13 protein-coding genes are annotated in these 24,625 nt (G+C 40.8%); 4 read left to right on the top strand and 9 right to left on the bottom strand.

Annotated features, from left to right (window positions below):
- Positions 1–661: 661 nt before the first annotated feature.
- The 3 genes from mnmG to ybeY all read right to left on the bottom strand — a co-directional run bounded on the left by mnmG (position 662) and on the right by ybeY (position 4,051).
- Complete coding sequence (mnmG, locus tag ACE38W_RS12055) at positions 662–2,530, bottom strand: tRNA uridine-5-carboxymethylaminomethyl(34) synthesis enzyme MnmG (protein ID WP_375831146.1); 1,869 nt, start codon at positions 2,528–2,530, stop codon at positions 662–664.
- A gap of 90 nt (positions 2,531–2,620) precedes the next feature.
- Positions 2,621–3,229, bottom strand: a complete 609-nt coding sequence (locus ACE38W_RS12050) for a hypothetical protein (protein ID WP_375831144.1) — start codon at positions 3,227–3,229, stop codon at positions 2,621–2,623.
- Between the two features lie 393 nt (positions 3,230–3,622).
- The gene (gene ybeY, locus ACE38W_RS12045; protein ID WP_375831143.1) at positions 3,623–4,051 is read right to left on the bottom strand and encodes an rRNA maturation RNase YbeY; all 429 of its coding nucleotides are present in this window, start codon (positions 4,049–4,051) and stop codon (positions 3,623–3,625) included.
- A gap of 155 nt (positions 4,052–4,206) precedes the next feature.
- Between ybeY and ACE38W_RS12040 the strand changes: the two genes are divergently transcribed.
- Positions 4,207–4,443, top strand: coding sequence for a FeoA family protein (locus tag ACE38W_RS12040; protein WP_111591138.1), 237 nt, complete (start codon positions 4,207–4,209; stop codon positions 4,441–4,443).
- A gap of 2,497 nt (positions 4,444–6,940) precedes the next feature.
- Here ACE38W_RS12040 and nadA read toward each other — a convergent pair.
- Positions 6,941–7,948, bottom strand: a complete 1,008-nt coding sequence (nadA, locus tag ACE38W_RS12035; protein WP_375831141.1) for a quinolinate synthase NadA — start codon at positions 7,946–7,948, stop codon at positions 6,941–6,943.
- Between the two features lie 766 nt (positions 7,949–8,714).
- Here nadA and ACE38W_RS12030 point away from each other — a divergent pair.
- Positions 8,715–10,811, top strand: coding sequence for a SurA N-terminal domain-containing protein (locus tag ACE38W_RS12030; protein WP_375831140.1), 2,097 nt, complete (start codon positions 8,715–8,717; stop codon positions 10,809–10,811).
- Between the two features lie 87 nt (positions 10,812–10,898).
- Positions 10,899–11,405, top strand: a complete 507-nt coding sequence (locus tag ACE38W_RS12025) for a DUF2480 family protein (RefSeq protein WP_375831138.1) — start codon at positions 10,899–10,901, stop codon at positions 11,403–11,405.
- Here the strand turns inward: ACE38W_RS12025 and corA are convergent.
- The 3 genes from corA to ACE38W_RS12010 all read right to left on the bottom strand — a co-directional run bounded on the left by corA (position 11,402) and on the right by ACE38W_RS12010 (position 14,907).
- A complete protein-coding gene (gene corA / locus ACE38W_RS12020) occupies positions 11,402–12,508 on the bottom strand; it encodes a magnesium/cobalt transporter CorA (protein ID WP_375831136.1) in 1,107 nt (368 codons plus the stop codon). The genes ACE38W_RS12025 and corA overlap by 4 nt on opposite strands.
- 433 nt (positions 12,509–12,941) lie before the next feature.
- Positions 12,942–14,198, bottom strand: coding sequence for a DUF3472 domain-containing protein (locus tag ACE38W_RS12015; RefSeq protein ID WP_375831135.1), 1,257 nt, complete (start codon positions 14,196–14,198; stop codon positions 12,942–12,944).
- A 328-nt stretch (positions 14,199–14,526) separates the two neighbouring features.
- Entirely contained in the window at positions 14,527–14,907 is a 381-nt protein-coding gene (locus ACE38W_RS12010; protein WP_375831133.1) for a septal ring lytic transglycosylase RlpA family protein, read from the bottom strand.
- 135 nt (positions 14,908–15,042) lie between these two features.
- Here ACE38W_RS12010 and ACE38W_RS12005 point away from each other — a divergent pair, with 135 nt between their 5' ends.
- Entirely contained in the window at positions 15,043–16,779 is a 1,737-nt protein-coding gene (locus tag ACE38W_RS12005) for a thiamine pyrophosphate-dependent enzyme (RefSeq protein WP_375831132.1), read from the top strand.
- A 53-nt stretch (positions 16,780–16,832) separates the two neighbouring features.
- Here ACE38W_RS12005 and ACE38W_RS12000 read toward each other — a convergent pair whose 3' ends face one another.
- Together ACE38W_RS12000 and ACE38W_RS11995 are read right to left on the bottom strand one after the other, a co-directional pair.
- On the bottom strand, positions 16,833–19,364 hold the full coding sequence (locus ACE38W_RS12000) for a BamA/TamA family outer membrane protein (RefSeq protein WP_375831130.1): 2,532 nt from the start codon (positions 19,362–19,364) through the stop codon (positions 16,833–16,835).
- Complete coding sequence (locus tag ACE38W_RS11995; protein ID WP_375831129.1) at positions 19,351–24,423, bottom strand: translocation/assembly module TamB domain-containing protein; 5,073 nt, start codon at positions 24,421–24,423, stop codon at positions 19,351–19,353. The genes ACE38W_RS12000 and ACE38W_RS11995 overlap by 14 nt, the downstream gene beginning before the upstream one ends.
- Positions 24,424–24,625: the final 202 nt, after the last annotated feature.

The raw sequence follows: 24,625 nt of genomic DNA, 5'->3' as shown, positions 1-24,625 counted from the left end.
TAACTGTCCGATTGTTGCTACAATAAGTGGAATTTTTACATCCTTTTAATGATTAGTAAAAAAGAGAATTGTGGCAGTGAATTAAATTATGTGAGATGGTTATTGTTAAGCTGTAGGTAGATGATACCATTGATTTCTTATTGGGAGATATTGACTTTAGCTATTTCGTATATACGTTAACGTTATAGTGGTTTATGGTGATAATACTAAGGCGATTAACCAAGGAGTGTTTCAAATAAGATAAAAACATCTTCAGGCTAGTAATTACTGGTTCGACTGTTGACTTATAGTTTTCGTAAGATAGAGAAATGGTTAAAGCCTTTCGAATTTTTATTTCAGCAATCTGAAGTGCAAAAATTTTTACACTTAGTGATATGGAGTAGCGTTCTCTCCTTTGATTTGAACCTGTTTCTAATTTTAAATCTTATCTCTTACAATTTGTTCCATTCAATTCAAAAATAGCCATTTTTAGCCCATTTAAGCGCATCACCCCTGTTTTGAACACACATATTCACATCAACAACGATCATTTAATTTTACCCTATTTCTGAAGATCGGTTTTCGCCAATTTTGACGTTTTTTTCATAAAAAAGGGATCATAGGGAAATAAAAAAGGCCAGGTGTTATTACCTGACCTTTTCGAAAATTTCTTATGAGAAAATTATCTGCCCATGTACACCATGAGTATTTGTACATCACTTGGATTCACTCCGCTGATTCGGCTGGCTTGTCCTAAAGTGCGTGGACGGATTTTATTAAATTTCTGTTTTGCTTCGGCAGACAAAGAAACCAATTTTCCATAGTCAAAAGAATCTGGAATGATGAGGTCTTCGAGTTGACTCATTTTTTGTACCAGTTCATTTTCTTTTTCTATGTACACATCATACTTCACCTGAATCTCTGCTTGTTCTAAAATTTCGGTATCAAATCCTTCGAGTGCCTTTGCAATTTTAGGTACTTCATTCCTCATGGAAATAATATCTAAACCAGGGCGCAGGAGGATCTGATGTGCTTTTTGTTTCTGTGTTAAAGGAGCAGAAGATTTAGCAATCAGCAAATCACTGATTTCAGCAGGCTCAATGGAAAGATCCCGAAGAATTGTTTTTACCTTTTCAACGCCTTCTTTTTTCTGCTGCACACGTTGCATTCTTTCTTCGGATGCAAGTCCCATTTTATAGCTTCTCTCTGTAAGACGGAGATCTGCATTATCCTGACGAAGCAGGGTCCTGAATTCTGCCCTGGAGGTAAACATTCTATATGGTTCTTCAGTGCCTTTATTAATCAGGTCATCGATGAGTACACCAATATAAGCTTCACTTCTTTTCAGTACAAAAGGATCTTGCTCAGTTGCTTTCAGATGAGCATTGATACCTGCCATTAAACCCTGGCAAGCTGCCTCTTCATATCCTGTGGTACCATTTATCTGACCGGCGAAAAAGAGGTTCTGTACATGTTTTGTTTCCAGGGAAAACTGCAGCTGGGTAGGTGGGAAATAATCGTATTCGATCGCATATCCTGGACGGAACATACGAACGTTTTCAAATCCCGGAACCATTTTCAGTGCTTTCATTTGTACATCTTCGGGTAAGGAGGTAGAGAATCCATTTACGTAGATTTCCACAGTATCCCAACCTTCTGGTTCAACAAAAAGCTGGTGTCTTTCCCTTTCAGCGAAGCGGTTAATTTTATCTTCAATACTTGGGCAGTAACGAGGACCAGTTCCCTGGATACGACCTTGGAACATTGGAGATCTATCGAACCCTGTACGAAGCATTTCATGTACCGCTTCACTGGTATAAGTGATCCAGCAACTTCTCTGTTGTGCTGGTTGTATTTTAGGAACATTGAGGTAAGAGAAACCAACGATTTCATCATCCCCTTTTTGTTCTTCCATTTTTGAGTAATCGAGGCTACGGCCATCGATGCGAGGAGGTGTTCCTGTTTTGAGGCGATCGCTTTCAAATCCTAAAGAGACCAACTGCTCGGTGATACCAGTCGCAGCTTTCTCTGCTACGCGACCTCCCCCAAATTGTTTTTCTCCAATATGGATTACCCCGTTCAAGAAAGTACCATTGGTCAATACTACTGCCTTTGCCTGAATCTCATGACCAAGACCTGTAATAACTCCATGGCATCTTCCGTCTTTCACGAGCAAGCCTTTTACCATGTCCTGGTAGAAATCCACGTTTGGTGTTTTCTCCAAGGCTTCTCTCCATTTTGCAGCAAACAACATGCGGTCATTCTGCGTCCTTGGACTCCACATAGCGGGTCCTTTAGAACGGTTCAGCATGCGGAACTGTATCATGGATTGGTCCGTAATGATGCCAGAGTAACCACCCAAGGCATCTATTTCACGAACGATTTGGCCCTTGGCGATTCCTCCCATGGCCGGGTTACAGCTCATCTGAGCGATCGTCTGCATGTTCATAGTAACAAGCAAAACTTTCGAGCCCATATTAGCAGCAGCGGCAGCAGCCTCACATCCCGCATGCCCTGCACCTACAACTATTATATCGTATGATGGAAACATATTAAAATTGAAAGTGCAAAATTACATAGAAGTAAGGAGATTGTTGGTATAAAGTGAGATGTTCCACGTGGAACATTCTAATGTGGTTTTTCAATGACAAAAGGAGATCATGGACATGCTCTCAGACAAACAAAAATTCACATTGTCTTTGATTTGATGGATACTATCGTACACCATTTCTTTCTCTGTTTCGCATTGCAACAATTCTTCTAATTCCTCCTCGGAAATATGGATCCCTTCAAATTTAGCCTGGAGTACTAATAATTGACTTTTACTCAAAAGCCCTGAGTAGGGTTTATCTCCAGATAAAGGGAGTCCGAGTTGAACAGCATCATTTAATAATTCATCGGCTATATGTACATCAACCTTAAAATCATCCTTCAGGTATTTATTAATAAGATCCGTTTCATAATCCAATTGAATCTCATGGGTACCAGGTAACTTCTTTCCTGTTTGATTGACCAGGCCAATGAGTGCATATAAATAAGCAGAGGATACAATATCCTTTTCTTTGGGCAAGCCAAATATCAATTGTTTTAGGGCTTCTTTCGTTTTGCTTAAACCAGGATAATTTTGCCCGGTACATCCAATAAAGGAAGGATTATTTTTTATATCATGGTACAAGGAATGATCCTCCGAACCAATTGCAGATTTCAGTTTGGCATAGTCTACCGCGTATGAAAGAATATTGTAGCCCATATGATCAGATTCATATTAGATCAACACGAACATCCCCTCCGAAGTTTTGATAATGAAATTAAAATATTGCGAATTCTTGGCGCAATATTCTATAAGACTCGTTCTAAATTGTTAGTGATGTAGCGAGGAGCGGATTCGAACCCATTACAAGGTACAATTCCGATATAAGTATTTATAAGAATAGAAGTAAGAGATTACTTAAGGGAAAGATCGAACTTTGAATTAAGTGAAGCAAGGGCAGATGTAAGTCAAACGTTAAGACCGATATTACCATGAGATCAATCCATGTTCTTTCATTTTCTGCCAGACCCAACCCAAAACAAAATGTTCCACGTGGAACATTTTTGAATAATGTTTCACGTGGAACATTCCGGTTTCATAAATTCTTATGTCCTAAGCCTTTTTGAAGTATTTCTTAATATTCTCGTCTTCCTTCTGGGTCATCAACTCTTTATCCTTTTTCGATTTGTCTTTATATCCACAAAGGTGTAACGCTCCATGAAAAATGACACGGTGTAACTCCTGCTCGGTAGACACATCAAACTTGGCTGCATTTTCTTTTACCCTATCAAAGCTGATATAGATTTCTCCTTCTGTAACGTCTGGATCTTCTGACATTTCGAAAGTAACGATATCGGTATAAGTATCATGATTCAGGAACTGTTTGTTTATTTCCAGCAGATAATCATCAGTGCAAAAAATATAGTTCAATCCACTAAGCCCCTGCCCTTCTTTTTCAAACAATTCAGTCAGATATTGCTTCAATCGGGTCTTGTTCTTTAATCCCGACTTTACCTCATGATCATTAAAGTGTATTGCCATTGATTTCTCTTAAAATTGATGTAAAAGTAAAGTGAAAAATGATACCAGTAATGTTTCTTTTTGCATATTGCCTCATCGGCGGTACCTTTGCTATATCATTCATGTAAATGAACCCCGATGCCGAAACTAAGTTTAAACGGACCAATTACTAGATAATGAAAAATGGCATTATTAAATTGTCCTCACTTGCAACAGGTAAAAGTGCTGTGATAATAGAGTTTGAAAAAGATGATCTTCATATCAAACTGATGGAAATGGGTTGCGTACCTGGCGAAACGGTGAAGATCGAAAAAGTCGCACCGCTCGGAGATCCAATTTCTATCATGGTAGCAGGTTATAACTTGTCGCTCCGAAAAACAGAAGCTGATCATATTTGGGTAGAGGAAATTTAATCCTCTACCTTTTTTTTGCCCTCTCCTCTTCACAGATCTTCATTATAATTACTTTCCCCTATCTCGCATTAAAATTCACTTGTTTAGCAGTGGTAAAGGGGGTAAACTCTCTTCCTAAATTAAAACTCTATCACTGGATTATACCTGGTATTTGATCCAAGATCCAGGCATCTATTAATCAATGTAAAAAAGGCTTTAGAAACCCAATAAACACTTCAGTCGTTATTGCAATGAATGATTAGTTTATTCTCCTTTCAAAGGCATAATAAGGCATATAACAGCTGCTCGGATCCATATATACCCCAAGAATGAAATCTCCCTAAAGGCCAGCCAGAATAATCTTTAAATTCCTCTTATACACATCTACATCAGAAAAAAAGCAAAATTCATATGCAGACCATATGCTAATAACGACTTTATGCACATCGAACTAAGAAAAAAATCAAAAAATTTTTTGAAAATCAACACCTCACGTTCTTTATGCACAGTTGAAAAAGAAAAAAAGTAAAAATTTTCGAGCAAACCGTATACTGGTAGACACTTTGTACACATCGAACTAAGAAAATATCAAAAAAAAATTCTGGAATCCAATACCAGACCTGGTTTATGCACAATTGAGAAGGAAAAAAATAGAAATTTTGAACAAGACACATACTGATGCCCATTTTATACACATCAAACTAAAAAAAATCAAAAAAAAATTTTGAAAATCAATTCCAGAGCTGGTTTATACACAGTTGAGAAGAAAAAAGTAAAATTTTTTGAGCAAAACTTATACTGATAGCCATTTTATGCACATCGAACTAAGAAAAAATCAAAAAATTTTTTGAAAATCAATTCCAGAGCTAGTTTATACACATTCAAGCAGGAAAAAATAAAAATTTTTGAGCAAAACGTATGCTGATAGCCACTTTATACACATCGAATTAAGAAAAAAATTAAAAAAAAATTTGAAAATCAGTACCAGAGCTAGTTTATACACATCCAAGAAGGAAAAAGGAAAAATTTTTAAGTAAAACATAAACTGATAGCCACTTTATACACATCGAACTAAGAAAAAATTAAAAAAAATTTTGAAAATCAATTCCAGACATGGTTTATGCACATTTAAGAAGAAAAATTTTCGAAAATTTTTCGAAATGGCTTTTGAGTCTCTTCTTATTCACATTCTCAACAAAAATTTATTGAAAATAATTCTGAAACGAACTTTCATAACTCCTTTATCCACATAGCTACACAAAAAACATCAAAAAAAATTTCGGCCTCATTGCCAGTTTACAAGGGTTATTCACAAATAATTTTAATTGAATAAAAAATTGAAAGTCGATTTACTGGCCTTAGAAATTCATTTCCCTTCAACAGCCTGAGTAGAATAATTTCATACAATTCTCAGCGCACTGTCATCACGCTTACATTTTAAAATTTCCAAAAAACACGGGGTTACCCCGAAAAAAGAAAAAAAATTCGACTCTCGGCGCCTTCCTTCCACCGTTGAGAACAGCATATCTACCAACTTCCCAGCTATTTATAAAATATTCAATTCTCAACGCACTCCTAAGCTTCTGACATTTCAATCACTTCTATTTTTAATTCCAGTTCTCAAAAGCCAAAAAAATATTCAATTCTCAGGCGCTTCATTGTGACGCGAGAATCCCCTCAAAAATGAAATGATCGACTGTCCCAAATCACTTAATGAAATATCGGATTCTCAGCGCATTCATAAAGCGCTGAGAATCTCGTGAAAAACGATGAACCGAACAGCTATACATTCTACAATAATTCTCACGCTACTAGGTGTCTCTTGAGGATTGCATAAAATATTTGAACATGGGGTTACCACAGTATTTTTTTTATTATTCAATTCTCAGCGCACTCAAAAATTCGAATTCTCAATAAATAGTAGATACTGTGCACAAACCTGTTGATATAATTGGATATCCACATTACCTGTGAATGTGAATATGTGCATAAAAGAATAGGACCACAACAAAATCGATAAGGAAAATAAAAAATGAAGGCCGTTACAGTTCTATGAAACTCAATACAGAAGGGTATCCCCGAGATATTGACATTCATTTAATTCTCATGGCCTTCTTTGTGAGCTCTGCTTAGCTTGTATGGGGATAATATACTGATCAGTGAGTAAAACTCATTCTGAAAATTGGATTCTCAGCGCATTGAACAGGCGCTGAGAATCCAATATTTTAATTTTTTGTGAGGTATACCAATGGCTGAAAAAAATATTCAATTCTCAGCGCCTTCATTTTCAAAAAAAGAGGCCATTTAAAATGTTATTTGTGAACAACTATGTGCAGATGTAATAAATGATGTGAAGTAGCTGGGGAAATAATTTTGGGGAAATTGAAGCAATATCCTTATAACTTATTGATTATTAAAAGCAAAAGTGCTCAAAAAAATAAGACCATGTAATGTGATTACATGGTCTTAGAAAATGTGAATTATGTTGATAAGTCAAAATATATTGTAAATCAAATGCTTAGAGTCCTGCTGCTGCTGAAATTTCTAACATTCTGTCAATAGGTTTCTTTGCTGCAATGCGTAAAGTCTCATCCATATTGATTTCTGGTTGCTCATATTCCATACACAGGTAAAGTTTTTCCAATGTATTCAATTTCATATGCGGACAATCATTGCAAGCACATGCATTGTTTGGAGGAGCAGGAATAAAACTTTTCTCAGGATTATCTTTTTGCATTTGGTGCAGGATACCTGTTTCAGTAACAACGATGTATTCTTTCGCGTCATCCTTTTTTGCAAATTTCAGGATCCCGGTAGTAGAACCGATATAGTCTGCCACTGCCAATACTGCTGGTTCACACTCTGGATGGGCCAGTATCTTGGCTTTGGGGTGACGAACCTTCAATTTCATGATCTTTTCCAGGGAGAATATTTCGTGAACCATGCATGCACCATTCCACAAAACCATGTCTCTACCCGTTTTTTTGATCAAATAAGCGCCTAAATTCCTGTCGGGAGCAAAAATGATCGGCTGGTCCTTAGGAACGCTTTCGATGATTTTCTCGGCGTTTGAGGAGGTACAGATGATATCGCTGAGCGCTTTGATACCTGCAGAACAGTTGATGTAGGAAATCACGATATGATCTGGATACTTGTCCCTGAATTTCTTGAATAGCTCTGGAGGTGCACTATCGGCCAGTGAACAGCCAGCTTTCAGGTCTGGGAGCAAAACTTTTTTCTGTGGACTAAGGATTTTTGCAGTTTCGGCCATAAAGTGCACCCCAGCGAATACGATAATGTCGGCATCGGTTTTGGAGGCTTGTTGAGAAAGACCGAGACTGTCACCGATGTAGTCTGCGATGTCCTGGATATCCGGTTCCTGGTAATAGTGTGCCAGGACGATTGCATTTTTCCGCTTTTTCAAATCTTCGATCGCTGCGAACAAGTCCAAAGCTGGATCCACCGGTATATCCAAAAATCCGTTGTGTTGCAAATTTTTTTTTGCGGTGGCTAATTCCGTAATCATACCTATATATCTATTTATTTATTTAAAAAGAAAAGCCCACTACTATTAGGGCTGTGAATATGTGGAAATTAAATTTTCGACCTTGATACAAATGTAGTTGTTATTCTTTTTGCCATCACTATCCACATTAAATTAACACGCTCTTTCCGCGCCAATACTGCATTTTGTATCTTTCATCCACATACGTGGATATCGTAACTCGTGTAAATCTTTTCGTTGTACACAGTATTAGGAAAATGTTAAAAGATGCAGTTAACAATCCACAATTCACATTTAAAATTTCAGAGGGAAACTTTTGGCAAAAAAACAAAATTAGTTTTACCTGTGGACAAGGGCATGTTTTCCCACCTTATTTTACGTTTTACAGGGGTTTTTACACATCAATTGTGGAAAAAAATGCGACGGGAATCTCAAAACGCCAAAATGCGTCTCACGAGCAATTTGACCTATTTTATTCACAAATCTCTGTGGATTTCAACTTTTGACTTTTACACAAATGTGAATAAGCAATACAGGATAAGTTAAGTTGAATACTGCGAAAATATCACGCCTGATCTGCATTTTAAAATACTAAAAGGCTGAAAAAAAAGAAGTTGGAAAATTGCCTTTACTGTGGAAAACCTGTTAATGACACACAGTACCCAAAAGTGTTATAAGTCGCTCAAACCCTTTACTGTATTGGGTTTGAGCGGAAAAAATACTCTTTTGCAGTTACAGTTATTTTATTCTATTTTTGCTATCCTTAAAAATGTAGACTATATAATATATGTCAGTAATTCAGAAAATCAGGGACAAATACGCCGTTGTCATCGTAGTTGTGATTTGCGTGGCTATTGCTAGTTTCCTGTTGCAGGATGCCTTCTTTGGCAAAAATTCCATGACCCGTCGTTCAACGTCTGTGGGTAAAGTAAATGGTAAAGAACTGGAATATTCAGATTACCAACGTCGAATCCAGGACTATGAAAACAATGTTCGCCAGCAGATGGGTAATGTTAGTCTTACAGACGAAGACCGTCAGCAAATCCGTGAGCAGGTTTGGAATCAGTTCCTGACTGAAGAAATATTAAATGGTCAATATGATAAACTCGGCCTCGAAGTAACCGAAGCTGAAGTAGTTGATCAATTTAATGACAAACATAATAACCCGATTGTAATGCGTCAGTTTGGCCAGAATGGTAAACTCGATCGCAACTTATTACAACAGGTAATTCAACAAGCTGGTACCAACGACCAATATCGCGCGGAATTACATCGTATTCAGGCGGATGTTGCACGTTACCAACTGCAGAATAAATACCTCACTCTCATCAGACAAGGTGTTTATTATCCTAAATGGTTAGCTAAACAACAACAGGAAGATAATAGCCAAACCGCTAACATCTCTTATGTTAACGTTCCTTATGCTACTATCGCTGATTCTACCATCAAACTGACAGATGCTGACCTGAATCGTTATATCCAGGCACACAAACAACTGTTCCAGGTAGAAGAATCCCGTAAACTGGAATATGTTGCTTTCGATGCTATCCCTTCTGCCCAGGATTCTGCTGCTGCCATTCAACAGCTGGTAGCCCTGAAAGCTGAACTGGATTCTACTAAAGACATCGCAGGTTTCATCAACCGTAATTCTGATACTAAATTCTATAATGGTTATATCGCTAAAAACGAAGCGAAGTTCCCAATGAAAGATTCAGTAGTGGATCTGCCAATCGGTGGCGACTTCGGTCCTTATTATGATAATAACCTGATCACCTACGCTAAAATGGTTGACCGTAAGTCTATGCCAGATAGCGTAAAAATCCGCTACATCCTGGTAGGTATTAATCCTAATGGTGGTGTAACTGACGAAATCGCATCTAAACGTGCTGACAGTCTGAAAGCTGCTATCCAAGGTGGTGCAAGCTTTGCTGATCTGGCTAAGCAGTTCTCCGATGACGACCGTACTAAAGAAAATGGTGGTGAATTTGAACTGACTCCTTCTACTCAGTTCTTACCAGAAATCTCTGAGTTCGCACTGACTGTTGGTAACAAAGGTCAGCTGAAAAATATCAAAACTCAGTATGGTTACTTTGTAACTGAAGTAATGGACCAGAAAAATATTGGTTCTGCTATTAAAGTGGCTTATCTCTCTAAATCTGTTGAGGCAAGTAAAGAAACCAACAATACTGCTTATGGCGCTGCCAGCGACTTCGTAGCGAAAGCAACTAACAAAGCTGCTTTTGACAAAGCTATCGCTGAAGGTAAACTGGTGAAAAGAATCGCTGACCGCGTTCAACCAATGGAATTCGTAATCCCAGGTCTTGGTCAATCTCGTGAACTGGTTCGTTGGGCTTATGACAATAAAGAAAATTCAGTTAGTCCAGTATTCACTCTGGATGATAAATATGTAGTAGCTGTACTGACTACCATCCGTCAGGAAGGTACTGCTCCTCTTGCTGATGTTAGACAACTGGTTGAAGCTGAAGTAAGAAAAGAGAAAAAAGCAGAACAGATCATTGCTAAGATCGGTACGCCTAACTCCCTGGATGCTGCTGCTAAAGCTAGCAATCAGCCAGTGCTGAAAGCTGAGAACATTTCCTTTACTACTCCATTCATCGCTTCATTGGGCTTTGAGCCTCGCGTAGTAGGTGCTACTTTCAATAAGAAATGGGGTACTGCTGCTGTTTCTACTCCAATTGAAGGTGGTAGCGGCGTATATGTAGTAAAAGTAGATGCTTACCAGCCATCTGGCCAACCAGCTATGGACATTGCTGCGATGCAGGCGTCTTATGAACAAGGTGTTGCTTCTATGCTGAACAACCAACTGTTCAACGTGCTGAAAAAACTCAGCAGCGTGAAAGATACCCGCGGCAAACTATTCTAATAAATACATTTTACTGACATAAGGGAACGCCTCCGCACCAGCGGGGGCGTTTTTTATTCGTAAATTTGTAGTCTAAATGTGGATAAAATGGAAGAAATCGTAAATAAAGTAGCACAGAGTGGAATTGAAACCATTGACCTGGAGCAGTTTTATCCCCAGGGAGAAATCGTTGTTTTTGACCTGAAGCCATTTCTGTTCATGGAAATGATCCTGAAAGAGAAAGACTTCAGAGCAGCACTGCAGTCGCACGACTGGGAACAATACCGTGGAAAAAATGTAGGAATGATTTGCAGTGTGGATACTGTTATTCCACTGTGGGCATATATGCTGGTAATGACCTATCTGCAGCCAATAGCGGCTTATGCTGCGTTTGGAGATGCAACGTTTATCCACAATACCCTTTATCTCCGTAACCTGGCAGCTATTGATATAGCCTCATTTACAGATAAAAGAGTAGTAATTAAAGGTTGTGGGGATAAGCGTGTAGGAGAAATTGCCTATGCTGAAATCACCAGGTTGCTGTTGCCTGTGGTAAAAAGTATTATGTATGGAGAACCGTGTTCTACTGTACCTGTCTATAAGAAAAAAAATTAGAACCAGCCGCGCTTCCTGAATAGCCAGATCATAAACAGCAGGATAAGTCCCATGGATCCTAAAGTTACAAAGTATCCATTCGGGGAGCGCAGTTCTGGCATATTAGTAAAGTTCATCCCATAAATACCTGCTATCAGCGTTAGTGGCGCCATCAAAGTAGTAACCACCGCCAATACCTTCATGATCTCATTCATTTTGAGATTCAGCTGGGTATGATACATTTCCTGAAGGTTCATCACCATATCCTTATAATTCTCTGCTAACTCCACACACTGCACAATGTGATCATAGACATCCTTAAAATATTTGGTATCTCTGTCTTCCAGCAGATCGCTTTCACTTTTTAGGAAGCCATTTACTAATTCCCGAACAGGTACTATTGCTCTTTTAAACAGCAGGACTTCTCTGCGAAGGAAATTTATACGTGCTAGTGTTTTGGTATTAGGCTGATGCTGGACCATGTCTTCCATTAATTCTATCCTTTCTGCTAATTTATCCAGTACAACGAAGTAGTTGTCCACAATAACGTCCAGTAAAGAATAGCAGAGATAATCTGCCATCCCGTTACGTACACGGCTAGAGGCTACACGAAGTTTCTCTCTGATTGGATCAAAAAGGTCCCTGGTGGGATCGTCCTGAAAAGAGATGATAAAGTTTTTCCCCAGTACAATGCTAACCTGCTCCTGTTCAACGATGGAAGTATCTGCATTGAAGTACATCATGGGGAGTAAACAAAACAAATGTTCACCTATTTCATCCATTTTTGCACGTTGACCTACGCTCAGGATATCTTCTTCCAGCAAGGGATGTATCATAAAACAGGTGGCAATTGCATGCACTTCTTCTTTTCGGATACCATCTACATTTATCCAGGATATACCATTGGATTCAAGATAAGGAAAGACATCGGAAACATTTTCCAATGTTCTTTCTATCAGATGAGTAGCATTATAATTAAAAACCGTGATTTTTACTGCATCTGAAGGTTTCCTCATTGCTATTCCTACCGCAGGATTGAATTGCATGATACGTTCTTTCCGCTGCCGGAAAGGATTTAGCACATCCAATACCTGTGGAATGGGGATTTTCTTCTTACTCGCCATATTACTCGTGCATTGTTTAGTGTATTGAATCGAATTTAAATTTAAATAAAGTTCTCTTAACGATTCTGTAATACCACTCGCTTAGTTTTGTTGCATTGTCGAACAAATTGGATGACATAAACCATCGCTCCTATGATGACCTAAAGATATTTTTATTGTTTGTAAACCCCTGCTTGTTTTAACAAGCGAATTATTGAAAACCTTATGATGGCGGGGATCTGAAAATATTTTTTCAGATCCCCGCTTTTTTGTTGAAAAAAAGCCAGAGAAATCAAACCAGACGCGTGAGCAGGTAAAAAATATATTGCTCCCTCTAAGCCTATGGGCTATATAGGGTAATAAATGTGGACAAAATTTGATCAATTTTCGTGGATAAATAAAAAAATCCTGATGGAATAAACCACCAGGATTGTATATAAGACTGAAGCCTGTATTAGAATTTAGGAAGATTGATATCTGGATGCTGACCATTTGCCGGGCGTTCGAAGATATCCCCATATTGTGCATTGGCAGGTTTAAAACCGCTGTTCCAGAGGTAGAACCAGCCATTTTCGCTGCCGCCTCCATAGTCGATACGGTCTTTTGCTTTTGCGGTAGCATCATTGGTGAATTTTGCTTTAGTGAGTTCTATCCATTCTCCAGTATTCGTTTTAATCCAGTGATTACCGAAGAAGCCTTTGCGGCCCAGGTGACCATTTTCAAAGGAAAAGTTTTCAAGGAAAGAATAGAGGTGCCCCATATACTTACCATCTTTAGGTGCGCGGAAACTAGCGATCAGCTTCCACTCATGGTGTTCTGGCACATAAAAGTAGGCGGTGTATGTGGTGGTGTTGCCTTCCGGAACGCTGTGCATCAGGAATTTGTATGTTTCTCCAGCTTTCCAGTTATAGACCCAGTGGCTATGTCCACCGGTACCTTCTCCGCCGAAGCCGCTTGCATAAACGCTATCGCCTTTAGCCAGCATTACTACCTGATCTTCATACTTTACATTATTGCGCGATTCTGGCTCTCCACCTGCATCCCATACGGAGAAGATAACCCTTCTTTCTGTTGGACCATTTACCTGCATACCAAAATAGCCACGGTGGAATCCACAGGACATGAAATAGGTACCCAGTTTATCTTCGCCTTCAGGTACTTTGATTTCACCATAGAACCATTCTACATTTTTCCCTTCAGGAACAGGATAGTTCAGATGTACAGAAGCCGCGCGGCGCCATGGTTTCGGGTTGAACTGAATATCTTTCACAGCAGCACCTTCTAGATTTACTGATTTAACATCTGCATAAACAGTTCCCTGCTTCTCCACACCCCTTAACGAAACACAATAAAACCCTGGTGTTTTGATCTTTGTTTCAAGTACCGAAAACTTCGTGTAGTCGTTAGAGTTAATAGCAATAACTTTTTCTACCCCATTTACTTTAACGGCTACTTTGCTGACTGCATCAGCCTTTGCGGTGAGCGCAACTTTTAAATTTCCAGGAGTGGCAACATGAAAGTAGAAGTTAACCGTGTTATTATTATCGGTCCATTTTACTACACCATTACGTTGACTGATTTGTACATTTTCTTCTACAGGATCAGCATAGGCGGTGAAACCAGGTAGATCTACCTGAGGCGTTTGTGCCCAAGTATTGTTAATGGCGCCCATAGCGAGCATGGCAGCCATTATTAGCCATTTCTTTTTCATTGTTCTGTTTTGATTGATAATCGACAAATAAAGATAGTAAAAGAGGGAAATGCAATTTCGTTCATCAAAAATTACATAAGGATGAGAATATAAGATTGCTCATCGAATATGGACCCTGGAGATTAATGGAATTGGGAGAATTGCAGGGCCTTAGCATGGCGTAATACCCTTCCCTGAAAACAGATTTGGAAAAATGCCGGCGTTAGTTGGAAAATGCAAAAGTGCTTAAATGCAATGGTTTGGTAACTAGTAGAACACCAAAGGATTTACCAGCATTTTGTAAAAAGATGCTGGAGCAAATCTCTGAAGTTACGCATGCGTTATAACGTTAGCTTTTCTTTGGCTTCTTGTATTTGATCTGAACGGTTGCTACGCCGGTGCTGACCATGCCAAGTCTTTTCGCTGCTTTTTTTGACAGGTCGATGATGCGGCCTTTGGCAAAAGGACCACGATCGTTGACATGTACCGTAACAGTACGGCCATTGGCCATGTTAGTGACTTTAAGTTTAGTACCGAAAGGCAGACTAGGATGCGCAGCAGTAAGTCTGTTTTGATGGAAAACCTGTCCGCTTGCAGTTCGTTTGCCATCAAAGCTATCCGCATAATAGGATGCCTTACCTGTTTGCGTAATTTTTTTACTGCATGCAGTGCAAAGCAGTAACAGTGCCGCTACCAGGAATACAGGAAAATGCTTTTTCGTTGTGGACATACAGTATAAGCTGGTTTAAAGGTTGCCATAAAAATAGAAAAAAAATTAATGTTTTGAGTGAATGCAGGGTGAACAATGCTATTTCCCTGGTGTTTTTTGCATGGATACAATAACCGCTGCATAAACATTTTATTTATGGCAAAATTAGTTGCTGATCAGATTGTAGACATGCTGGCAAATGCTGGTGTAAAAAGAATTTACGCTGTTACAGGAGATAGCCTGAATCATATCAATGACGCTGTGCGGAGAGATGGGCGTATTCAGTGGATTCATGTACGTCATGAGGAAACAGGCGCCTATGCTGCCGGCGCGGATGCACAATTGCTGGGTATTGGTTGCTGTGCTGGCAGCAGTGGCCCGGGTCATGTACACTTAATCAATGGTTTGTATGATGCGCATAGATCTGGTGCACCGGTGATTGCTTTGGCTTCTACCTGCGAGACTACTGAATTTGGTAGCAACTATTTCCAGGAAACGAATACGATCAAGCTTTTCGACGATTGCAGCTGCTTTAACCAGGTTGCGGCTACGCCGCAACAGGCGCCCCGTATGTTGCAAATGGCCTTGCAACATGCTATCAGCAGACAGGGAGTAGCGGTAGTAGGTATTCCGGGAGATGTAGCCGCTGCAAATGCAGTGGATATTACTATGGCTACACAACTATATAATCCAAAGCCAGTAATACGGCCTTCTGATGTGGAGTTACAATCGTTGGCCACCCTTTTGAACAACGCCAGCAAAATTGCGATTTATTGCGGCCATGGCGCGATGCCCGCGCATGATGAGATCGTAGAGCTCTCTCAGCTACTGAAAGCGCCTGTATCCTACTCTTTCCGGGCAAAAATGGGTATTCAGTATGATAACCCCAACGAAGTAGGTATGACGGGTTTATTAGGTATCGCATCTGCTTATAAAAGTATGCATGAAGCAGATGTATTGTTACTGCTGGGAACAGACTTTCCTTATGCTCCATTTTTGCCCGAAAAAACGAAAACAGTACAGATAGATATTCAGCCAGAACGACTTGGCCGACGTACCAACCTGGAAATGGGCCTTTGTGGAGATGTCCGTGATACTTTGAGGGCGCTGATTCCTTTGCTGACAGCAGCACCTGCTACTGATTTCCTGAATGCCATGCTGGAATTCCATAAAGAAGTAGAAAAGCGATTACAAACGTATGTGGATGACCGTGGTAAAGAGGAGGCCATCAGTCCTGAGTTTGTAGCCAGCGTGATCAATGTACTCGCTTCTGCTGAAACCATATTCACAGTAGATACGGGTATGACCAACGTTTGGGCAGCACGTTATTTACAAGGTGGCGCAAAACGAGTATTGCTAGGGTCTTTTAATCACGGCTCCATGGCGAATGCCTTGCCACAAGCTATTGGCGCGGCATTGGCACATAAAGGCAGGCAAGTCATCGCATTATGTGGAGATGGAGGTATTAGTATGTGTCTGGGAGATCTCATGACAATAAAACAATATCATCTGCCGATAAAAATAATTGTATTTAATAACCGCTCTTTGGGTATGGTGAAATTAGAGATGGAAGTAGCAGGATTACCGGACTGGCAAACGGATATGCTGAATCCAGACTTTGCAGCTGTGGCAACGGCCATGGGTATATCTGCCTATACCATCAAATCACCGGATGATGTACAGAAAACGTTAACAACAGCGTTGACATCAAATGAACCCGCATTGATTAATATATTCACAAATCCCAGTTCTCTTGCAATGCCTCCAAAGATTGAATTTTCACAGATGAAAGGCTTTGCATTGTGGATGGGAAAGCTGATACTGAGTGGCCGATATGAAGATGTTTTTGATGCGATAAAATCGAATTATAAACATATCAAAGATGTACTATAAAAAGCAAGGGCCTGCATCGAATGCAGGCCCTTGTTATATGTTAACTATTATTGTTAGAAAGGATATCCGATCGCAATATTCAAAACGAGATTTTTCTTTCGCCAATCAGGATCTCCAAAATTTATTTTATCAATTACCCATCGTTCATTTTTAGGAAGATAAGGAACGCGTAATGGGAATGCGAGATCGAAGCGTACCACCACGATAGACGCATCTATACGCAGGCCCGCACCCGCGCCTACGGCGATATCCTGGTAAAAGGTGCCAAACTGGAACTTACCACCAGGCTGATTAGGATCATCGCGGGATAACCAGATGTTACCGGCATCCACGAATGCTGCGAAGTTGAAAACACTTGCGATATGAAGTCGTACCTCAGAGTTGAATTCCAGCTTCACATCCCCTGCCTGGTTAGCCAGTAAATTGGATGTATCCAATGATGGATTGCGATAAGAACCCGGACCTAACGTACGAGCCCTGAAAGCCCTGATACTACTACTACCTCCAGTAAAATACTGTTTAACAAAAGGAAGAGAATTTGATTCGCCATAGATACTGTTTCCATAAGGAAGACCATATCCCATCATCAACCTGTTGATCCACTGTTTGCCTTTACCAAGACTCCAATAATGGCGGGCTTCCAACGTTAAACGTTCATATTGTGCAAAAGGATTTTTGAAAATTTCTCTGGTAGAATCACCACGTTTTGGAATGATCAATCCCGCCAAGTTACCAGATACGTCTATGTTTCCACTGAGATACCAAGTATGTATTTTATTAGATGCCTGGTTATTGTAGGTAATTGTATAGTTGCCACCAAGGATGAATTGCTTGGATATAGCAGCACGTTGGCTTGGATCATTCTTTAGAATACTATCATATGCCGGCGTTGTTTTAGTTGGTAAAACATATGTTACGGCAACTGGCGCAAACTGATGTGTAAGATATTTGGTACGTTGCCAGAGATATTGTAATTGCACCGTATAGGCGTTAAGGTTATATAGTGCTGCCCTGCTGTATAAATCATATCCAAAACTTACACGAGTGCGTGGAACATAAGGTGTACGCGGGTTGATACGGAATGGCGTCCAGAACCTCGGAATGGTTACTGCTACTTCAGCTCCAAATCCATATGAGTTGGAACCGCCGCTGGTATTAGCGCCCGTCTGCCATTCCATGCCGCCACTGAGGCCTATTTCCAAGAGGTCGGCGGCGTGTAGCCAGTTACGGTTTTTAGCAGTAATTTTTACCAATCCACCAACAAAGCCATTTGACTTAGAAGTACCTCTCAGCTCAGCTTGTAAAGAACGGCGCTGATAAGGTGTGAGATAGAAACGCGCATCCAGCCAGCCGCTATCAGGAACGCTATAATAGTTTCCATACTGACGGTAGAAATTAGCACCGCTGGTATCTCTGCTGTTGCTGCGGGCAGTATCCCTCTGAATACGCGCATATAATGTATCGCCTTTGGAGACGATTGTGTTGGCAGTATCAGGAACCTGCCTCCTTGGGCTTCCATCCATATTAAATGGAGCATTAGGATTGAACTCTCTGAAATTATGAATAGAGGTATCTCTCACCGTCCTGAATTGACCTTTAATAAATTTAAAAGTACCAAGGTTGATGAGGCGTTGTAGGGTGATATTATGTGAACTTAATCGATATAAACTATCAGGTCTTAAGAATACAGATTTATCGAAAACCAATGGCCTAAAGCGTTTTGTGGAGTCGATAATCCAAATTCCTTTATAGTTAACAGGCGTGCCTGCGGTAGATGTAGAATCATTGTCCAGCGAGTAATCAGGATATAAGATAACATCGTGTAGCCTGTAAGGCCGTAGTGCCGCAACAGGCGTGTTATCTTTGACTTTCACATATAAGTCTACCTTCCCATTCTCTGTACTATCTACCTGAACAATTAAATTATCTGGCGTGAAATAATAATATCCTTTTTCTTTTAAAACTGCGTGTATGCGTTCACGTTCGGCTTTTATGCTATCCAGTGAATATGGCGCCCCTACTTCCAGCGAGCTCTCTGATGCTGTAGCCGCAATTGTTTTGCCAATAGCGGAGCTATCTGTTACGAAGGTTACTTTTTTGATTGTGTATCTATGTCGTGGTACGGCATCATATTCTATAGATGCTTTTTTAGAACCTTTATTTTTTATCTGAGAAGTAACATCTGCATGGAAATAGCCATTGTCCACAAGATATTGCTCCAGCACATTGGAGGTGTAATCAGGTTTGGCCTGACTTAGTAACACTGGTGGTTCTCCCCATTTCTTACGTAATAAATAATTCAAGCCCTTGCCCTTAGGTTTGGGCTCGTGGCCCAAGTTATATAACCAGAGCTTTATAGGCATACCAAGAAACTTCTTATTCCTATTGGGTCGGATTCTTTTTGTAAGTCCATCTGATAATGTTGAATAATCTTTTGGTTTCTTTTTACTCTTCCATTTAACGCTGCTACCGGTATATAGTCTGTCATTCTCGGGTACTGATTTAGTTGTACTACACGAGGATATTGCCAGCCATGTCAGGCAGCAACAAATACAGGCGATGATATGACGATTAGTTATCTGCATTAGCCGAATTACCCTGCTTGTTTTTATTGTTGGCTTTATCTGCTGCACGTAGTCTTTTTGCTGCAGCTTTTCCTTTGGCTCTTTGGAATATTTCGCGGAACTCATCATAATCCATTACAAGAATGAATGAGACGCCTGTTTCTACCAGCTGTCCTTCAATCACAGACTGATCATTTTGTTGGTAGACACGAAGTCTGTATCTGCCATCACGACTAAGCTTATAGTCAACAGAAATATCACCTAATAAAGAGCTTGCATTTTGCTGGTTGCCAGTAAGCATAATGTTGGAACCAACGCTGACGGTTAAACGATCATTAAACAAATTTTTAGAAGCACCAACTTTAAGATTGGTTTGTTCCTGTGCACTTCCGGAAGAATAATCCTGTGTGCTTTGCAGATCGAAATTCAGATCAACGCCTTTGATCAGATTGCCGGCGAGGTTGTTGAGCTGCTGGCTAAGAATCTTGCTCACACTATTTCTTGCAGCCTGTTCCACCCCACCGCCACCATTATCAAAGGTGCTCATTGGGTCATCCGGAATGAATGAATTCAGCACGAGTAATCCCATTACCTGTTTATTCAATTCAGATGGAACCTGGTTGATCTGCTTAATACGATTATAAGGTGTACCGTTAAAGTCATTCCTGTCTTTTTCAGGCATATCCAGGAGGAAGCTGATATCAGGTTTTTTAAGATTTCCTTTGATCATCAGGTATACTTCAAAAGGAACACGTTGTTTATAGGTGTTTCTTTCCTGTTGACTCAAATTGCTGAGCTGATCACCAACGAGATCAATAACCGGTGCGTTTACGGTGTATTTTGCCGTAATGTCCAGATCCGCGTCCATGGCGTCGCCGTTAAAGGTAATTGTACTGCCTTTCTGAATATCGAAGGAACGTTTGATGAGTTGATTCAGCGACATTTCATACTTTCCTTCACTAATTTCATATCGGCCTGTTAAGCTCATTTTGCTACTAGGGTCCAATGTGGCATTGATGTTGGCCGTACCTTTGGCGGTAACATAATCGCCATTCTGGCTATCAATAACAATTTTTATGGTAGATGCTGGTGTTACTTCCGCAACGGCAGAGAAATTGATTCCTTTTAGTCTTGGGTTCTGGAACTTAAGACTGTCCACACGCTTTATCAGTGAAGAGTCTATAGGGTTAGACATATCCACGAATTCCACTACGCCTTCCCTATCTGCGATGCCTGGCGTTTCCTGTGGCAGGATCACGGTAATGTTAGATTTATCACGCAGCTTAACGTTGGCGTCTACACGAGGAAGATCCATGTTTCCACGGATGGTAATTTTACTGTCAACAAATGCGGGCCCATAGAGCCATTGGTCGTTATTCTGCTGAGGCCCCAACGCCATGAAGTTATCTGCATTTACATTCAGATTGAAACTATAACGTTTGAAATCGCGTGTATTGATGCGACCATTCACGACCATTTCATCTTTCAGGCTATCTGCGATGACCACATTATTGAAGAGGATACCTCTATCATCGATAACGATATCTTCGTTTGGCAAATGAAGATTACTTCCCAGGTAGCTTACAATGCCTCCCGCATTATCGAAATGCAGACTTCCTAATACTTTAGGCTGATCAATGGTTCCGGATATATCGAATTTACCATTAGCAGATCCATACATATGGTCCATATTACCCATGGTAAATGGTTCCAGCGTTTTCATGTTCAGGTTGTCTATCTGCAAATGTGCATTGATAGTAGTATCATAAGTACCTGTTACCTGCACATTATTTCCATTACCAGCAAGGGTTGCGTCTAATTTGTACTGGCCAGCCTCTGGATTTTCTACTTGTGCGTTGAGTGTGCCCAGCGGTGTATTTTTCACTTCCAGGCTATCCACTTTCAGCGTAGCATTGATAATGGGAGATTTGTCCCAATTACGTACATAGGCGTCAGCATTCAGTAAACCATTGGCAAGGAGTGTATCCGTAGCCAGCAATCCTGTAATGGTGGATAGCTGGAAGTTCTGCACTTGCAGGCGTAATGCCGGAGTGGTAGTGGTATCCGGCACGGTAACCAGGTGTATAGCCTGATCGCCATGAGATAAACGAATATTAGCGGTATCTGGTAAACTATTTTTCAACCGCAGGATATTGTTATTATCCACGGCCCATTGTTGATAATTGAGCAACAACGAAGGCTTCAGTGAAAGCTGCATTGCATTGTCTGGCAAGAATGTGAAAAGTCCACCCAGTGCATATTTAGGCTTATATCTGACATCATTGAGCACCAGATCGAAGTTAACGGCGCCTGTATCTGCATGGGCCCTCAACTCTGTATACTGTAATGGAAAAGTAGGATGTGCCAGGTGTGTCAGTGAAACATTTGCTTGCATTGCGGTATCGAGAATACCTGCGGATATAACGAGACTGTCTACACGTAGTGAATCATATCCAATCTTAGGGGCGCTGGCGTGAAAATTCAACAGACTGCTGTCGCTATTGAAGCGGCCGTTGATGAGCAATGGTTCATCGATACGCAAGGTTGGCACAAGGGCACTGAGGCTACGCGGCCATATCAGAGAGCCTGTCCAGGCAAGCACTTGTCCTGGCGCCGGAATAATAATTTTCCCGGAATCTTCTGGCTGCAATGGTTTCGCGATTACCTGTGCCATGGCAGTGCCTATTTTCGTATAGTCGAAATGTCCCCAGGTATTGATAATGCCCAGTGGTGTTTTCAGATCAACATATTGTTGGTCTGTATATTTAGCGACCAGAGAGATCGTATCGAGTGGTACTACTTGCGTTTCCGTAATAACCTGCCATTTGGTTAGGAAGGCATTACCATCGATACGCTGTGGATCTATGTTTGCGAAGTTGGCATTTAGGTTACCGCTAAGTGTCAGCGGAGTGCTATACCAATGGGTGGCAAAAAGATCAGCTTTTGTCAGCTCCATATCTACCAGCAGATCATGTATGGTAGAGTCTGAAAGCTGGCCGCTGACGTTGAAAGTGGTGGTAATGCTGGTGTCCTGGCTTTCGCCTTGTGCGTTGAATGCGCCTTTGCTGATATCAGCGGCGATGTTAATATCGTGATAGTTGTAGTTATTGTAATAGGCGTCGTATAGCTGAATGGCTGCTTTCGCGTTCATGCCATTTACCGTGTATCCTTGTCCGTTAGCCGACAGCTTTCCATTGATCCAACCCATGGTGGTATCATACATCATCTTGCCAGCCTGCACATGGAAATAGGGCACATTGATATCATACTGGCTATGAACTTTATCAGTGATATTCACCAGCTTTGCCTTCACATCCGCGTTGGCGAAGTCGCTTTTCAGCTGCAGGTTGGTATTCATATTTTTCATACCGCCAATAAAAGAGCCGGTAATGAGTATATGTTCAGGGATGCGCGGAGTATCGGGTAGCATGCCTTTCGGGAGCCAGCCGCGTAGCGGTTTATTGCCTGTTTGTACATAGAGATTGTTCAGGTTGGCATTCAGTTTATCCACATCCATGGCGTGACTGACCTGACCATTATTTACTTTAATAACGTTACCAGTATTGTCACTTAAGTAGAGGCTTTTGATATTAAGCATACTCAGGTTGCCTTTCAGCATGGCGGACAATGTCAGTTCCTTATTCCATAATGGAGCGAAGGATTTGTTTTTGCGGGCGCCAGGAACGAATCCCAGCCACTCGCCCAGGGCTACACGAACAGAGTCCAGGTTGGCATCCAGTCCTATCTTATCCATATCTTTCGAGATGGTAGACCAGGAAGGCACGGTAACGGCTATATTTTTTCGAAGGATACTTTTATTGGTTTGAACGAGAAAGTTATTCAGCACCAGACTTTGTGGTGTGAACACAACGTCCAGATTGGCTTTTTTGATGGCAAATCCAGACCAGTCGCGTGCAGCCAAAGATTTTAAAGACGCACTGATTGTATCAGGCTGGTACTTCAGGTTACGCAGCTGTGTGGATACATTCGACAAGGACAAGTGATTATAGTCCGGGTCAGGGCCCGCTGCCTTTGGTGGCGGGGCGCCATTATCATAACGAACGTTGAGTTTATCGAGGTTAATAATAGCAGCTGCCACTTTCCAGCTATCTGAAGAAGAAGTATCGGGAGGAGTTGGCGTATTATCTTTTCCAGGTAGGAGGGTAACGATACCATTGGCGTTTTTCAGGATCAGGCTTCCTATTTGGATACGGGCAGAATCCTGGTCCAAACTGGAGTTTTCCAGCTGGAGTTTCCCGAGATACCATACGGTGTTGATATCTATAGCATCGTTACTGTATTGGAAACTACTATTGGTAATGTCGAGTTTTTTCAGCAGCAAGTGAAATGATGCAGCAGAAGAATCGATTTTAGGCGGCGGCGGCGGCGCGCCAGTAGTCGCCAATTTTGGGTTATAATATTGTTTGAAATATCCTCTGAGTCCATCTAATTTAATCTCGCGCAGCGTATATAATCCGTCATCTACCAGAATGTCATCGGGATCCAGATGTAGTTCTTTAAAGATAATAGCGGCGGTCATGCCACCAGGCGTATCATCATAACGCAGTGTAAACGCCCGGAAGGTGATATCTTTCAGCGCATACTGCAAACTGGTACCAGTAGAAGCTAAAGTATCCGGTTGCCTGTTGGGCGATACGAAGGCGTCAATAGCAAACTGGTAATTAAAGGTAGAATCGTTTAGGCGGTAGGCGTTAACGAGCACTGTATCCCATTCCAGCTTGTATATTTTTAGCTCATTACTAAGTAAAGAGAGCAAGTTGTATTGAACTTTGAGCGATCGGGAATATAAAAGTGCATTCTGGGTAGTATCGGCAACATATACATCTCTTAATTCCAGGTATTGCCAGCCACGGGCACGGAGATAGCCTATTCTGACTTTTGTGTTTAATTTCTTTTGGAGGTAAGACTCTCCTTGTTGACGCAGGTAATTTTGTACTCCTTCGAGTTGAAGCAATAAAACCAACATAACGGGCAGTAAAAGCACCGCTACAATTATCCACAGTAGCCACTTCCACCAGGGGCGGCCTTGATGTTCTTCTTTTTCTTCTGGTTCTGTCACGTGATTCTTCAGGGTAATTAAATAATTACTGAAATAAAACGCACCAACGTACGTATAGGTTTACTCGTTAACAGGATTGTATTTTGCCACGAAATAGGACGTTATACAAAATTCATACCTGGGGCATGGTGGTTATGACTCCATGCAAGGATACGTTAAATACGGAAACGGGCATACTTTTTTTTAGTATTCTTTAGGGAGA

This window comes from Chitinophaga sp. Hz27 (genome assembly GCF_042263525.1).
Lineage (GTDB): Bacteria > Bacteroidota > Bacteroidia > Chitinophagales > Chitinophagaceae > Chitinophaga.
The sequence above is the reverse complement of the archived record's forward strand: the minus strand, read 5'-3'. Positions and strand labels throughout refer to the sequence as shown.